The 14686-nt window shown below is 29.2% G+C and carries 16 protein-coding genes; 5 read left to right on the top strand and 11 right to left on the bottom strand.

The annotated features are described in order from the left end of the window. Positions 1 to 6 precede the first annotated feature (6 nt). Positions 7 to 240, bottom strand: a complete 234-nt coding sequence (locus Q4517_RS04240) for a thioredoxin family protein (RefSeq protein WP_115902260.1) — start codon at positions 238 to 240, stop codon at positions 7 to 9. A 310-nt stretch (positions 241 to 550) separates the two neighbouring features. On the opposite strand from Q4517_RS04240, the gene Q4517_RS04235 reads away from it, so the two are divergent. The 5 genes from Q4517_RS04235 to Q4517_RS04215 all read left to right on the top strand — a co-directional run bounded on the left by Q4517_RS04235 (position 551) and on the right by Q4517_RS04215 (position 4604). After that, the gene (locus Q4517_RS04235) at positions 551 to 2341 is read left to right on the top strand and encodes a sensor histidine kinase (protein WP_303506591.1); all 1791 of its coding nucleotides are present in this window, start codon (positions 551 to 553) and stop codon (positions 2339 to 2341) included. A gap of 8 nt (positions 2342 to 2349) precedes the next feature. Beyond that, positions 2350 to 2991, top strand: a complete 642-nt coding sequence (locus Q4517_RS04230; protein WP_303506589.1) for a response regulator transcription factor — start codon at positions 2350 to 2352, stop codon at positions 2989 to 2991. Between the two features lie 108 nt (positions 2992 to 3099). Further along, positions 3100 to 3441 carry a zinc-ribbon domain-containing protein gene (locus Q4517_RS04225; RefSeq protein WP_303506587.1) on the top strand — a complete coding sequence of 114 codons (342 nt, stop codon included), beginning with the start codon at positions 3100 to 3102 and terminating at the stop codon, positions 3439 to 3441. Positions 3442 to 3480: 39 nt separating this feature from the next. Next, positions 3481 to 3900, top strand: coding sequence for a hypothetical protein (locus tag Q4517_RS04220; protein WP_115902264.1), 420 nt, complete (start codon positions 3481 to 3483; stop codon positions 3898 to 3900). A gap of 161 nt (positions 3901 to 4061) precedes the next feature. Continuing rightward, positions 4062 to 4604 (top strand): hypothetical protein, encoded by a 543-nt coding sequence (locus Q4517_RS04215; RefSeq protein WP_303506583.1) that lies wholly within the window; start codon positions 4062 to 4064, stop codon positions 4602 to 4604. Here Q4517_RS04215 and Q4517_RS04210 read toward each other — a convergent pair. The 10 genes from Q4517_RS04210 to Q4517_RS04165 all read right to left on the bottom strand — a co-directional run bounded on the left by Q4517_RS04210 (position 4601) and on the right by Q4517_RS04165 (position 14621). Further along, the gene (locus Q4517_RS04210; RefSeq protein WP_303506581.1) at positions 4601 to 5596 is read right to left on the bottom strand and encodes a hypothetical protein; all 996 of its coding nucleotides are present in this window, start codon (positions 5594 to 5596) and stop codon (positions 4601 to 4603) included. The two genes, Q4517_RS04215 and Q4517_RS04210, sit on opposite strands and share 4 nt — an antisense overlap. A gap of 22 nt (positions 5597 to 5618) precedes the next feature. Next, positions 5619 to 6344 carry an aspartyl/asparaginyl beta-hydroxylase domain-containing protein gene (locus Q4517_RS04205; RefSeq protein WP_303506579.1) on the bottom strand — a complete coding sequence of 242 codons (726 nt, stop codon included), beginning with the start codon at positions 6342 to 6344 and terminating at the stop codon, positions 5619 to 5621. A 160-nt stretch (positions 6345 to 6504) separates the two neighbouring features. After that, a complete protein-coding gene (locus Q4517_RS04200; protein ID WP_303506576.1) occupies positions 6505 to 7257 on the bottom strand; it encodes a hypothetical protein in 753 nt (250 codons plus the stop codon). Between the two features lie 149 nt (positions 7258 to 7406). Next, positions 7407 to 8423 carry an AraC family transcriptional regulator gene (locus Q4517_RS04195; protein ID WP_303506574.1) on the bottom strand — a complete coding sequence of 339 codons (1017 nt, stop codon included), beginning with the start codon at positions 8421 to 8423 and terminating at the stop codon, positions 7407 to 7409. A 211-nt stretch (positions 8424 to 8634) separates the two neighbouring features. After that, positions 8635 to 9780 carry a geranylgeranyl reductase family protein gene (locus Q4517_RS04190; RefSeq protein ID WP_303506572.1) on the bottom strand — a complete coding sequence of 382 codons (1146 nt, stop codon included), beginning with the start codon at positions 9778 to 9780 and terminating at the stop codon, positions 8635 to 8637. Between the two features lie 55 nt (positions 9781 to 9835). Next, positions 9836 to 10849 (bottom strand): endonuclease/exonuclease/phosphatase family protein, encoded by a 1014-nt coding sequence (locus Q4517_RS04185; RefSeq protein ID WP_303506569.1) that lies wholly within the window; start codon positions 10847 to 10849, stop codon positions 9836 to 9838. Then, positions 10850 to 11710 (bottom strand): rhomboid family intramembrane serine protease, encoded by an 861-nt coding sequence (locus Q4517_RS04180; protein ID WP_303506567.1) that lies wholly within the window; start codon positions 11708 to 11710, stop codon positions 10850 to 10852. Positions 11711 to 11751: 41 nt separating this feature from the next. After that, on the bottom strand, positions 11752 to 12477 hold the full coding sequence (locus Q4517_RS04175) for a rhomboid family intramembrane serine protease (RefSeq protein WP_303506564.1): 726 nt from the start codon (positions 12475 to 12477) through the stop codon (positions 11752 to 11754). An 8-nt stretch (positions 12478 to 12485) separates the two neighbouring features. After that, positions 12486 to 14339 carry a DNA mismatch repair endonuclease MutL gene (gene mutL / locus Q4517_RS04170; RefSeq protein WP_303506560.1) on the bottom strand — a complete coding sequence of 618 codons (1854 nt, stop codon included), beginning with the start codon at positions 14337 to 14339 and terminating at the stop codon, positions 12486 to 12488. Beyond that, a complete protein-coding gene (locus Q4517_RS04165) occupies positions 14340 to 14621 on the bottom strand; it encodes a riboflavin synthase subunit beta (protein ID WP_303506558.1) in 282 nt (93 codons plus the stop codon). Positions 14622 to 14686: the final 65 nt, after the last annotated feature.

Here is a 14686-nt window from a genome sequence, read left to right as displayed (position 1 = left end):
AAAAAATTATCCTTTAACATCTTCCATTGAAGCTCCAAAATTAATATGGAGAACATTCCCAGTAGGAGTAACCAAAGCAGGAACAGACTTTACACCTGAACCTTCAGCTTCTGAAATTCGACTTTTATCTTCACCAAAGTGAACGATTTCAACATTATCAGAACCAATTAGGTTTATAATGTCTTGTTCTGCGCTTACACAAACAGGGCAACCTGCGTGATAAAAAATAGACTTACTCATATTATATTGATTTTAAATTTCATTACAAATATAGTTAGGTTTCCTAACTAACAAAAAATTTGAAGATAAAATTTTATAAAAGAATAACAATTGTTTATGTACTCTCGCTTTAAGGGTTAGTGTTTAAAAAGAATAAAGTTGTTAATAGTTAATAAGAAAATAAAAATGTTATGTAATTTTAGCAGTTCTAATTGTTTAGAAAAAAGACTTAATAATTGATATGAGAATAGGTTACTTAAGAAGAAAAATAAGGCTGTCGTTTATAAAACAAGTTATAATCGCAGTTTTTTTGTTTTTCGCTTTAAAAGGAATGCCGCAGTCAGGAGGGGTACAAGGTTTTAAAGCCTTTGGAGTAAATCCCACAATTCCACATGACTCCCTTTTTTCAAAAATAAATAAGGCAAAAAATTTCAAAGTTAAATACGATGCTACATTTGATCTTATAGAATTTCATAGAGAAAAAGGGAACTTAGACTCCATAATATACTATGGAAGTAAACTGTATACAGAAACAACTAAGAATAAATTAATAAATAAAGAAAAGCATTTATCTAAGGTTTCTAGTGTAGTGGCTGAAGGAAAGTTAGAAAAGGGACTTTTTGATGAAGCTTTGAAATGGTATTTTAAAGGAATAGAGCACTCAAATAATAAACCGAATGATGAATTATTTGTTAAAAATAGAATAGGATTAGGAGTAGTGAAGTATTTAAGAGGAAATGAAAAAGAAGGAAAGGAAATTATAGAAACATGTATTGAAAATGCCCCTAACGAAAAATTAAAACATGATGCTTTTTTTGAACTAGGTTTTATTTATTATACAAAGAATAGGCTAGAAAAAGCAAAAGAAAATTATAACAAGGCAAAACTATTTTATGTGTCAGATGGTTTTGTGAAAAGGACGTTAAAAACCGACCTTTGGCTCGGTAGAATATTACAAAAAGAAAATAAAACAACAGAAGCATTAGATCTTTGTTATAATGTTTTTAACGAATCGTTATCCAGAGGGTTCTATACCTTATATGCTAAGGCGGGAAACATAATAGGTAGTTTTTATTTAAAAGGAAAAGATTATGAAAATGCTAAGAAAATACTTTCTACAGTATATATAAACTCCATACAATGGGGAAATTTAGAAATAGAAAGAAGAGCTGTTTTAGGTCTTCAAAATGCTTATGCTGAAACAGGGGACTATAAAAATGCACATGCTTTAATGACACAGTTAAATCGTGTTAATAATGAAATTTTAGTAAGTCAAAATAAACAGCAAGTAAATGAGCTTGAAGTACAGTATAAAACATTAGAACAAAAGCAAGAGATTGAGCGACAAAAAACAATGAAAGCATACATACTAATAGCCTTTCTTATTGTATTAATACCTGTACTTGCTTTATTATATGTGTACTATCAAAAGCTTCAAACACAAAGTAAACTTAATAAGACTTTAGAAGAAGTAAATAAACAAAAAATAACTACGTTACTTAAAGACCAAGAATTAAAGTTAGTAAAAGCATCATTAGAAGGGCAGAATAATGAAAGGAAGCGTATTGCTAGAGAGTTGCACGATAGTATCGGAGGGAATTTAGCAACCATAAAGTTACAACTATCAAACAAGAGTAAATTAGAGGAAGAAAGTATAATTAAACAAGTAGATGAAACCTATAATCAGGTAAGAGAGTTATCTCATAATTTAATGCCTAAAAAGTTTAAAGATTCTGCTTTTACAACAATAATAACAGAATATATAAATAATGTAAAAGCACTATCTAAAGAACAAATAACGTTACAAATCCATCCAACGGAAGAGGTAGATAAAATAAATGAGAATTTAAAAGTGGAGCTTTATAAAATAATTCAAGAATTATTAACTAATGCTTTAAAACACGCAAAAGCAACACAAATTGACATTCAGCTTTCTGTATTTAATAATACAATACAATTACTTTTTGAAGATGACGGTGTTGGTTTTGATCAAGAAAAAGTAAAATACGGACTAGGTTTTCAAAATTTAAAAGACAGATTAAAAACAATTAAAGGGAATATTTTAATAAACTCTTTTCCAAGTAGAGGAACAGTAATAGATATAAATGTGCCTTTAAATTAATATACACTATGACTTACAATATTATTTTAGTTGATGACCATAAAATGTTTTTAGATGGATTGTTAAACATTTTTAAGAATGAAGATGTTTACAATATCTTACTTACAGCAAATAGTGGTGAAAATGTAATAAAGTATATAAAAACAAATCCAGATCAACATATAGATGTTGTTATTAGTGATATTTCTATGCCAGATATAGATGGTATTACGTTAAACGATTATATAAAAAAAGAACGTTCAGATATTAAAACATTAATAGTTAGTATGCATACAGATGCAGGAATGATAGATACATTAATTAAAAATAATGTTGATGGGTATTTATCTAAAAATGCAACACAATCTGAATTGCTACAAGCAGTACAAACTATTCTTAATGGAGAAAAATACTTTTCACAATCTGTACGAGAAGCTTACATGGAAAATGTTTTTAATAAAAAAAAGGAAACTTCAATAATGTTAACAACTAGAGAGAAAGATGTACTTAAATTAATTGCAGAAGAATATACTACACAAGAAATTGCAGATAAACTCTTTTTAAGTAAGCATACTATTGAGAGTTATAGAAAAAACTTAATATCTAAACTCAACGTAAAAAACCTAGCAGGATTAACAAAATACGCAATAAAACTGGGCTTAGTAGAGTAGTAATTTTACTACCCCCTGAAAACAGGGTAGTAACTTTCACTAGTTTCAGTCTATTTTAAGAATCACTTCCAACGCATCTTTGTACCATAATTATTAAGTAATAAAGTTATGGTCATTTTTGGATGGCGAGAAGCCAAAATAAGTATACAGCCAGTAAACAATCATAGTTGTAGTTATTGCAATACACCAGAACGATTGTTTATTCAAGTAAACAGATTGTACTTACATATATTTTGGATTCCTGTTATTCCATTATATAAAAAAACATATAGTATTTGTGGGCATTGTAAATTAGAAATGAGCAAAAGTCAAATGCCACCAGATTTACAGCGAAAAGCTAAAGACTATAAACAAACGAGTAAAACTCCTTGGTGGATGTTTTCAGGACTTATCATCGTAACTTTTTTAATGCTGTTTATGTTTTCTTCAGCACTTTTAATTCATAAATAATAAAAATAAATATATAAACCATTTAAATTTTAATTAAACATGATTTACGGAATCTCATTAGTATTTTTAAGCATCGTAGCAGTGCCGTCTTTAATCTTATCAAAAAAACCTAATGCTAAAGAATTATTAGAAAAAATAGAACCTTACCAAGGTTGGATTGGTCTTATTTTCTGTATTTGGGGAATTTGGGGAATAATTTCAGCTATTTTAAACTTAGGTTGGTTAACTACAGCACCAATTTGGTGGGTAACTTTCTTAGCAGGTAGCGTAGTTGAAGCAGTCTTAGGTTTTATGTTAGGATACGGAATGATAAACAAATTATTATTATCAAAAAACCCTGAAGCTAGAGAAAAAGCAGAAATATTGAGAGGGAAGATTGCACCGAAACAAGGAAAGTTAGGATTATTAGGAATAGCTGTAGGAGTGTGGATGATTGTTGCTTCATTCATCTTTATATAAGCTAACTAAATAAAGAAGGAGAAAAATATAGCATTGTAAACTAAGGCTTAAATAAGGTAGGGGTGTGGGGTTTCTATCAAAAAATCAAAAAAAGCCTTGTTTGCAATGTTTTTACATAAACGTCAAGAATTTATTTTATAACCTGATAAAAGATATTTGAAATGAAAAGGGTAAATAATATTTTAGGGGTAATTGTAGTATGTATATTGTTTATAGGGTGTCAGAAAGAAACTCCGCAAAGGGTAGTTGAAAAAACAGTACTAAAAGCTAATTTATTAACTGTTAATTATGGTATAGGATATTTTAAACAACTTAAAGAATTACAAAAAAATGAATATTTAAAGTACTATGATAATGATGGAGAAGAATATGCAGCGACATATTCTCAATATCTTCATAGAGTTACCATACCAAACCTTGAAAGAAGTTTAAGAGACATTCAGAACTTAGAAGTAAACGAAGACTCAAAAGATTTAATAAATGCTTCAATTGAATTGTTTGAGTTTTGTATAGACTTTTATAAAAAGGACTATGCAGAAATAGCATATATGTATGATGAGGGAAAAACTAAACAAGAAATTAATCAGTTAATTAAAGAGTTTAAAGTCAGAAGTTTTGAAGAGTTTAAAGAAAAAAACTTGGAGCTAGAAGAAGCAGCAAAAATATATGCTGAGAAAAAAGGAGTGAAACTGAAATTTGTTTAAACAATTTTTAATTCAAGTTTAGGCTCAGAACCAATTACATATTTAGACTTAATAGTTAAGGATTCTTTTTTGTTGTTGGAAACATTTTGAATGTATTTAGGAACAGTTAAACCACTTTCATTTATTATAAGCTTCTCATTTTTATAAATTGTAATTTCTGTCATCACCACAATTTCACTAGCTGTAGAAAGTTCTTTCTTTCTTAAAATTGTACGTTTTTCAGTAAAACCTAATTTATTCGATTTTTTTTCAAACAACCACTCACCCGAATTCAGGGCTTTTTTACTAACTTCAAAAACCTTATGATGTTCACGATAATATTTTTGTTGAATGCTAGGTTCATCGTTTTTGTAAGAGCTAGTACCAATAGCTAATGTAATTTTCTCAGGAATAAAAGCAGTATCTGAATTAGACTGTCTCATTAAATTATAAAAAACAGAAACTTGTTGCTCACTATCCAATGCACGTTGCATCGTCTCACTTATAATAATATCTGGAGAAAAGTTCTTAGGGAATTGATATTTTGTAGCGTCTTGATTTATAAAGTTGATATTATGGTTTTCTAAATCTAGTTTTTTAATTGTACTTTTTAAAATTTCAAAACTCAGAGGGTTTATCTCTAAAAATGAGTATGTTATATTGAAGTCAGCATACTTTAACACAAAAGGAAGTATAAGCGAAGCAAAAGGACCAGTACCCGCATAAAGTATATGTAATGAGTCTTTTTGATGGATCTTCTCTTGAATAGCAATATCAATTCCTTTGATAAATTTTAGAGTTCTTTCTAAATCATCAAGGCAATTAGCTGCCCATAAAGTACCTATTGCTACGCCATTTTCAAGTTGAACATTATTTCGATGCTCTTCATTATTTATAGCTTCATTTGAAATTCTAAAGAGTAATTGTTTATACTCTTTTAAAGCAGAAGAATAATTAGATGTTTCATCAAAGAATTTAGAAGTAATACGTAGTAACTCTTTTTTTAAATTCATTACAAGCTATTATAAGAGTTGTTTATTTTGATGTAAGCTTTGATAACTTCTGTTCCATTTCATTAATAAGTTTTTTCGAAGCAGGTTCATTGCTACGTTTTAGCTCGTTTAGGATAAGGTGTATTGTTTCTGGTGAATCAATTTCTTCTTGTTTAGGTTGAAAACTTTCTTTTGGAGCAAGCGAAAAAAATAAAGTATCAGACCATTCGTTCCTTTCAGCATTGATAACTAAATGAATACGGTCTTCATTTCCTTTATTAGTAACTGAATGTATATAATTTACATTCGTATACCAACATTCACCAGGTAACATTTTCAATTGTTCATCATTTAAAATAAATTCAACCTTATTATTCGTAATAATCGGAATATGTAAGCGAAAGTTACCATCTTCATAACCTAGTTTGTAGTCACGATGAGGTTTAATTTCTGCACCAACATTCAAGCGTAATAAGCGAGCAGATAAAATAGGACATTGAAAAGAGTTGATAACCTCTCTAAAATAATTGCAATCATTCATTATCGGAGTTTCCTTAATAGTACTATTATCATTTTGAAAAGCAAAAATATTAGAAGCATCACCATTGCCAGCATACAAGGAGATTGCTTTCCACTCACCTTGATATCCAGATGTGTTGAAATGAGGAATCCAATGTTGATTTACAACTAAAGAATAATCATGGAGTAGTTTATCTGCATCAAACAGAAAAGGAAGTTTTAAAGACGAAGTAGTTTTGGTATCTTTCACTTGTATGTGTTATTGTTCTACAGCAAGTTACTAGAAAAATTGTAGATTAAATCGTTTTTAGAATAGGCGTTTATTTTTTAGGTATAAAAGAAAAAAATAACGACCAGTACTAAATAACTGTAATAATTATTTAGCACTAGTCAGAAAATATTTTTTTTAATTAAAATGCTTTATTTGTTGTAAAAGAAGCAACACTAGTTCCTCCATTTGTAACACTACCATCATTGTATTTAGCATAAGGTCTAAAGTAATAAGTGGTTTCAGGTGTCAATTCTTCAATAAATTCAGTATAAATATTTTTAAAAATATTACCAGATACATCAGTATCTAAGGCTATAGAGCTGTTAGAAAAATCTTCATTTACACTATATTCAAAACCAATTTCTTTAGGAGATTCTTTTTCTATAGAAATTACTTCTAATTCTGGGGTAATACCTTCTGAGTTTTTAAAGAATAGTTTCGGTTTGATTTTCATGCTAATTGATCTAGTTTCACTAGCGTCTATACTAGTGTTTATTTTAATTTCATTTCCATAGAAATATGTGTTATCACTTAGTTTAAAATAACCTCTAATATAATAAGTTGTTTCCTTTTGTAAATTGTCAACTATACCTGTAATATTGTCAGCAGGACCTGCGGCAACCACAGTATTGTTGCCATTAGGAATAGGGTTTGATGATTTTCCATATACAAATCCCCTATCAGTTACATCAGCTAAATCATTACCATCTTTAAAAGTGCCTTTTAAATATATTTTAAGAGTATTATTGTGGTTAATAAAATAATTAAAATTATTACTAGTATTGAAACTAGTTGGTATTATTTCTATTTCGTTTTCTTCACTAGAGCAGTTAGTAAGTATAATAGAGATAAATAAAAAAAATAGAGGTTTTAAAAAATGTTTAATTTTCATGTAGTTTTAATTTTTAATTTTTTGCAAAACTCAATATTTTAAATCATTTAAATATGAAAGATAAAGAGATAATGAGTTCGAAAATCAGAAAATAGAACTTTAATTAACTCTTTTTTAAATGAAAGAAACAGGTTTTTATAGGTTAAATATTAGAAAAAGCTATTTTTATAATTAGTAGGAGTAGTACCAGTTTCTTTCTTGAAGGCACTATAAAAAGCACTTTTACTTTTAAAACCAACCTCTAAACTAATACCTTCAATACTATAGTTTTTTGAATTATTACTTTTTAAAATTTCTATAGCTTCATTAACTCTAAAACCATTTATAAAAGTTTTAAAGTTTTTATTTGAAATTTCATTAACAACAAAAGAAATTCTTTTAGGGTGTTGATTTGTAATATTAGCTATATCAGCAATGGTTAAATCTGGATCTTTATATTTTTTATGTAAAATTATAGTTTGTTGAATATGGTTAAATAAATCTTTATCAACTTTACTTATTTTATTCTCGCTATTCAAATTGTTCTTTTTTTCAATCTTAGAGTCTTTTTGTTGAGTCAAGTTTTTAATTGTTTGTTGTTGTAGCCCATAAATACTAATCCAGTATAAAAGCCCAACATCAATTAAAATAATAAATAAATTGAGAGTTTTATTTGTTATTTCAGGTAAGAAATGAAGTGTGAGCGTAAAAAAGAGACCAATTGACATAAATGTTTTAGCCCATTGTAGCTCTTTACCTGTAGTAGAAGTGTATTGATTGTTAGTTTCTTCGGTATGTTTTTTTATAAAAGTATAAGTTTTGTAGTATATAAAAATATCATACAAATGCCCACCTATATGATTTACAAAACGAAATTCTTTTGAAAGTTTTAACAGTTCTAACCCTGATGATAAATTAAGATAAACCAATATATCTATAATTAACATTAACAAACCTGGTAATAAATAAAAATAGACTTTATTAGATTTAGGTAGTATAGAAATGTTTCTTATGTAAACATAAAAAAGAGGGAATAGTAACCAAGTAAAATCAACAGGAAGATTATTTAAAAAAGAGTAATTTTTATCTAAATCTAAAAGTTTAGCTATTGGTTTAAGGTAATTTATGGAGTAAGCAAAAATAAATAACCCTAAAAGTAATGTAGGGCGATTATTTTTTTTATCCAAGTAAATTAAAAGTATACTAAATATAATTCCTTGAATGAGGCCGAGTAAATAAATTATAGGAATTAAGTAACTATTTAGATTCATAATACTGTTCTAATTAAACACAAAATTAGATATTCTTCTTTACAAATAAGAAGTATAAATAATAGTATTTAGATTTTAAAACTGTATTGTTAATCAAAAATGATAGTAGCTATAAGCAATCTCTTTGTTAATATGAAACTAAATCTTTAATTCGATTCGTAATTGTTTTTTTAATGTCTTTAGGATAACTTCTATCCCCGTGAAAAACATCGGCCATCGCTTCACTAAACTGCTGACCGTATTTTTTCAATATAATATTTCGGATATTCTTTTGCTCGTAAAACCATTTTGAAAGCCATAAACCAGTTTTTATTTCAGGAAGTAGGCTTTCAGATATTTTTTCTAAATATAATTTAGTAGCTAATTCAGGTTCTTTTTCACTCTCAATTATAGCTTCAGCAGCCAATTTACCACTGTAAATAGCATTAGAAATTCCTTCAGCAGTAATAGGATCAGCAAAACCAGCAGCATCACCAATTAAAAACACATTGTTTTTAACAAAACCATCTGTACGAGGAGCAACAGGGATTTGAAAACCATGTTGAGATTCGCTAACAATATTTGTAATATTTAAAGTTTTTAAATATTGTTGATAGTGTTCTTTCAAGTTAATTTTAGTTCTTCTAGCAGAGGCAACCCCAATAGATAAATGCTTTTTCTTTGGGAAATTCCAAGCATAACCGTAAGGAATAGCATCAATATCAAAACGAACTTCTTTAGATAAACGATCAAAGTCTTCGTCAGAAACTTCTACTTCATATTCTAAAGCAGGAATTAATTTACGAGTATCTTCTTTCCACCCAGCCATTTTAGCTGTAGGACTCAAAGCACCATCAGCAGCGATAACAAAATTAGCAGTAAAATTACCTTGAGAAGTTTCTAGAGTAATAATATCATTAGAAAAAGTTAATCCTTTTAGCTTATGGTTTTCTAGTAAAGTAGCACCAAACTCTTTTGCTTTTTGCGTGATAAGATTGTCAAAAGAATCACGCATAATCATAGAAATAGTTGGTTTTTCTCTATGCGTTTTAAAGTGAAGTTTCTCTCCCAAATAAATATCAACAGTATGAAACTCTTTTTCAACGACCTCTTTAATATCAAAAGGTAAGTTTTTACGACCTCTAAAAACAAAACCTCCACCACATGTTTTATAGCGTGGTAAAGTTTCTTTTTCAATAATAACTGTTGAAATCCCTTTTTGAGCTAAGTAAAAAGCTGTTGAAGCTCCTGATGGTCCGCTGCCAATAATAGCAACATGGTAATGCTGTTTCATAGTATTATTTTTAGTTCGGTTAAAAATACACTTTTATACCGAATTAAAAATTAATTTACCAATGTAAACGAGTCATAACAGGGTAGTGGTCAGATAGTTTTATGTCTCCGTAAGTTTTAAATTGATTCACAGTAGCTTTTTTATCTGTTAAAATAAAATCAATTCGCATAGGATAAATGTACCTAAAAGACTTACCTAAACCAATTCCACATTCAATAAAAGCATCTTTTTTATCAGAAGCCAATTGTTTATAAGCCCAAGAATAAGCGGTGTTATTAAAGTCACCACAAACAATTTTTTTACCTTTCCATGAATACTCATGTTGTTGAATTAATTCAACCTGACTTACTTGTTTTACAAAACCATTTTCTAAACGTTTAAATAAACGCTCAGAACTTTTTTCTCCAAAATTTTCTTTTTTCGGATTTAGTTTTAATGACTCTAAATGCACATTATAAATACGAACAGTGTCATCTTTTACAAGAATATCGGCAAAAATGGTGTTGTTAGCACTTTGTTTAAAATCAAGAGAACCAGAGTTTATAATTGGGTGTTTGGAATAAATAGCTAATCCAAATTTATTCGTTTTCGTTTTCGTTTTGATGTATTTATAAGGAAGTTTAATATCTAACATTTTAGAATTGTAAAATTCCTGTACAGCAATAACGTCTGGATTTTCATTATTGATGAACTCATAAATCTTTTGTTCAGTAGTTACATCTTCTTCATGTTTATAATGATTAAACAAATGGACATTGTAGCTCATTATTTTTAAATCATCATTTAAAATTACCTCCTTATTAGAAAACTTAACTAAGGGAGTAGAAACAAACCATCCTATGGCTAAAACAAGTAATGATAAAAAAGCATTTTTATGCATTTTAATAAGCCAATACACAAAAAAAGCAATGTTTACGATAACTAAAAACGGGACAAAAAGTCCAAAAACAGAAAGGAAAGGAATTGTTTGTGGAGATACGTACGGAAGCGCATACGATAGCAATAAAACAGCTGCAAAAACTGAATTGATAAAGAATATAAACTTATGAGCTATCGAAAACTTTTTCATCTAATTTTTTCCTTGTTTAAATAAAAACTCTTTTTCACTTTTACTTAAAGTATCGTATCCAGATTTACTAATTTTATCTAAAATAGCATCTACTTCTTCTTGGTTTTTTGTTTTATCAACGTTTGGTTTTGGTGTTTTATTACCAGATTTATAAACTGTTTTTAGCTTTCTTTCTTTTTTAGAAAAAAGTTTGTTTATCGACTTAAAAATATCCAACTCCTTATTACTAGCACTACGAACATAGAAAAAACCTAATAAAGCACCACCAAGGTGTGCTAAATGCCCGCCAGCATTACCAGCAGGAATTTGAATAACATCAATAGCAATCCAAATACAAGCCAATACCCATAGTTTCACAAAACCAATTAACGGGAACTTTAATTCATAATTAGGTATATAGGTAGCAATACCAATAAAGATAGCAGAAATACCAGCTGAAGCACCTAACAAAACACTATTATGTGCAACATTTTGTAGGGCAGGAAAAAAATTATAACTAGCAACAAAAACAATCCCTCCAAACAATGTTCCTAGTAAATAAAAACTAAGTAACTGCTTGGGAGTGAAATATTGTTGAAATAAATGCCCGATATAAAATAAGGCAATTAAGTTGAATAGAATATGTAAAAAACTAGTGTGTAAAAAACCATAGGTAATAATCGTCCACGGTTTAACAATAAAGTCATCAAAGTTAGCAGGTAACGCAAGCCATTCTACTAAAAAGTTTGTTTTTGATTGAAAAAGAAATCCAAAAGTATTGGTCACAAAAACAAGTAAGAAAACAGCTAAGTTTACGTAAATTAATTGTTCAACAATTCCTGCGTGTTTAAATCTATATTTTAAGTTTTCGAGTATATTCATATTTTAAGACTTCTTGAATAAAGACAAGTTAAGATACTAAATTAACGAAATTTAAATTGATTTTTTTTCCAGTACCAAGCAATAATAAAACCAATAATAGCACCCCCAATATGAGCGAAATGTGCAATGTTACCAATTGAGTAACTTGTCATACCAAAGAACAAATCACTTACTATAATTAGAGGAATAAAGTATTTGGCAGCAATAGGAACAGGGAAGAAAATCAACGCTAATTTAGCATCAGGGTAAGTTAATCCAAATGCAACTAAAATTCCATAAATAGCACCTGAAGCACCAACGGCAGGGGTGTGGTACAAGCTATAAAACTCACTCATAGTTTTATTAGACAAAGTTATTAAGCTATCGTTATACTGACCTGAACTTAAAATATTTTGAATTTCAGCGGGAGAAATACCCATTCCAATTAGCTGTTCGTATATTCCATTAAATTGATAATAATTGGCAAAAGTGTAAATTAAACCAGCACCAATTCCTGCAGAAAAATAGAAAAACAAAAACTTGTTTCGGCCCCACATTTGTTCTAGAGGAGTCCCAAAAGCCCATAAAGCATACATGTTGAAGATTAAGTGCATAGTTCCACCGTGCATAAACATGTGCGTAATATATTGCCAGATACCAAAATGTTCGTTTTTAGGATAATGTAAAGCAAATAGATTAGTTAAATCCATGTTTAATAACTGCGGAGCAAAAAATAGAATCACGTTAATGATTATTAAATGCTTTATGGCTTGTGTTAATCTAGGCATAGTACTTATTATTTATTAAAAATGGTATCTATCTCGTTTAAGGTTAGTGTTTTAAACGTAGGTTTACCAAATGGTGAAATGTTAGGTTCTTTACAAGAAAATAAATTGTTTACTAAATTTTCTTGTTCTTTATGGTTTAAAGTAGTTCCTGTTTTTATAGCTAGTGATTTTGCAAATGATTTAGCCATCACATCAAAGTGACTAAAACTACTATCAGGTACTTCAAGTTTAATATCGTCTAATAACTGTTCTAAAATAAGAGTGATTTGACTTTCACTTATTGAGGTTGGGATTCCAGCAATTACCACACTTTCTTTGGTGAACTCGTCAAACATAAAACCAGCACTCTCTAAATCAGATTTTATACTGTATATCATTTCTATATCAGAGGAAGAAAAAGAAATATTTACAGGAAACAGCAATTGCTGACTGCTTGCTTCTTTTACGGTAATGTTCTCTAAAAACTCCTCGTATAAAACTCGTTGATGTGCTAAAGATTGATGAATTAATACCACGCCTGATTTTATAGAGCTTAACAAGTATTTTTTTTGAATTTGGAAGGTCTTTCCAGTTTCAGTTTCTTGTTCAGACTCAAAAAGTTGTTCTTGCTGAGTGGATTCAATAGTATCAGTGTTCGTATATAAAGCCTCCCAACTTCCAGTGTCTTTTTTAAAATTAGATTGATAACTGTGTGTTGTTGTACTTTTTGGTGAGTCACTTTCGTTATAAGACTCTTTATAATTTGTTTCTGTTTTAAAAGGATTAAATGACGGGTCTACCGTTATTGGAGGAACCGAAGAACTACCCTTTTTACTATAATCGTAAGGAGTATCTAAAGTAGCATCTCTATCAAAATCCAATACAGGAGCTACATTGTACTGCCCCAAACTATGTTTTACAGTAGCACGTAAAATAGCATATAATGCTTTTTCGTTATCAAACTTAATTTCCGTTTTTGTCGGGTGAATGTTAATATCAATTGTATTAGGTGGTACCTCTAAATACAAGAAATAAGAAGGATGCGAACCACTTTCTAATAAACCTTCAAAAGCATTTACTACCGCATGATTTAAATACGAACTTTTTATAAATCGGTTATTCACAAAAAAGAACTGTTCACCACGTTTTTTCTTAGCAAACTCTGGTTTAGCAACAAATCCGTTAACAGTTATAATATCTGTTTGCTCATTAATAGGAACTAACTTTTCGTTCATTTTAGTTCCAAAAATAGCTACAATACGTTTACGGAAGTTACTTTTCTTTAAATGATAAATTTCGTTGTTGTTATGATGTAATAAAAAAGAAATAGTAGGGTGCGCTAAAGCCACACGTTGAAATTCATCAACAATATGACGCGTTTCAACTGTGTCAGATTTTAAAAAGTTACGACGTGCAGGAATGTTAAAAAATAAATTTTTAATAGCAATACTAGTTCCTTTTGCTGTTGAAACTACTTCTTGAGAAGTTATCTCACTACCTTCAATTTTTATCTGTGTTCCTAACTCGTCATCTTCTTGTTTCGTTTTTAATTCAACATGAGCAATGGCAGCAATAGAAGCTAAAGCCTCACCACGAAACCCTTTGGTGTTTAAATTGAATAAATCTTGTGCTTCTTTAATTTTTGAAGTAGCATGACGTTCAAAACTTAAACGAGCATCCGTAGCACTCATTCCCTTACCGTCATCAATTACTTGAATTAAAGTTTTTCCTGCATCTTTTAACAATAAGGTGATAGAGGTAGCACCTGCATCAATTGAATTTTCAACTAATTCTTTTACCACAGAAGCGGGGCGTTGAACCACTTCTCCAGCAGCAATTTGATTCGCAACATGATCAGGTAGTAGCTGTATAATATCTGACATTTAATTATTTTTTGAGAAAAAGATAGAAAGGTCAAAATCGATAATAAACAAAAAAATAAGCGTTAAAACCAACGCTATAACAACGATAGTTTTATTTAGCTTGTAGCCAGACCCTTTGAATTCGTCAATAGCAGCGTTAAATTTTCCTTTTAAACCTTTTTTCTTTCCAATAGTAGTTCTGTATTGATCAAACTTTTGCTTTATTTCATAAGGATTTCCATCTCCTTTGTAATAACGAGGTTTGTAATCAAATTTTTTATTTTCTTTTTTGATAAATCCCATAAAATTGTTGCTTCTTTAATAGCTTACGTGGAACAAAAATCACACCAAATAAGACGAATTTCAAA

The organism is Tenacibaculum sp. 1_MG-2023 (assembly GCF_030547425.1).
GTDB lineage: Bacteria > Bacteroidota > Bacteroidia > Flavobacteriales > Flavobacteriaceae > Polaribacter.
This window is presented reverse-complemented; position numbering and strand designations above follow the sequence as displayed.

What these genes read in the sequence shown, in the direction of transcription:
- Q4517_RS04240 (WP_115902260.1), bottom strand. Translation starts at nt 240, where the DNA reads ATGAGTAAGTCTATTTTTTATCACGCAGGTTGCCCTGTTTGTGTAAGC.
- Q4517_RS04235 (WP_303506591.1), top strand. Translation starts at nt 551, where the DNA reads ATGCCGCAGTCAGGAGGGGTACAAGGTTTTAAAGCCTTTGGAGTAAAT.
- Q4517_RS04230 (WP_303506589.1), top strand. Translation starts at nt 2,350, where the DNA reads ATGACTTACAATATTATTTTAGTTGATGACCATAAAATGTTTTTAGAT.
- Q4517_RS04225 (WP_303506587.1), top strand. Translation starts at nt 3,100, where the DNA reads ATGGTCATTTTTGGATGGCGAGAAGCCAAAATAAGTATACAGCCAGTA.
- Q4517_RS04220 (WP_115902264.1), top strand. Translation starts at nt 3,481, where the DNA reads ATGATTTACGGAATCTCATTAGTATTTTTAAGCATCGTAGCAGTGCCG.
- Q4517_RS04215 (WP_303506583.1), top strand. Translation starts at nt 4,062, where the DNA reads ATGAAAAGGGTAAATAATATTTTAGGGGTAATTGTAGTATGTATATTG.
- Q4517_RS04210 (WP_303506581.1), bottom strand. Translation starts at nt 5,596, where the DNA reads ATGAATTTAAAAAAAGAGTTACTACGTATTACTTCTAAATTCTTTGAT.
- Q4517_RS04200 (WP_303506576.1), bottom strand. Translation starts at nt 7,257, where the DNA reads ATGAAAATTAAACATTTTTTAAAACCTCTATTTTTTTTATTTATCTCT.
- Q4517_RS04190 (WP_303506572.1), bottom strand. Translation starts at nt 9,780, where the DNA reads ATGAAACAGCATTACCATGTTGCTATTATTGGCAGCGGACCATCAGGA.
- Q4517_RS04185 (WP_303506569.1), bottom strand. Translation starts at nt 10,849, where the DNA reads ATGAAAAAGTTTTCGATAGCTCATAAGTTTATATTCTTTATCAATTCA.
- Q4517_RS04180 (WP_303506567.1), bottom strand. Translation starts at nt 11,710, where the DNA reads ATGAATATACTCGAAAACTTAAAATATAGATTTAAACACGCAGGAATT.
- Q4517_RS04175 (WP_303506564.1), bottom strand. Translation starts at nt 12,477, where the DNA reads ATGCCTAGATTAACACAAGCCATAAAGCATTTAATAATCATTAACGTG.
- mutL (WP_303506560.1), bottom strand. Translation starts at nt 14,339, where the DNA reads ATGTCAGATATTATACAGCTACTACCTGATCATGTTGCGAATCAAATT.
- Q4517_RS04165 (WP_303506558.1), bottom strand. Translation starts at nt 14,621, where the DNA reads ATGGGATTTATCAAAAAAGAAAATAAAAAATTTGATTACAAACCTCGT.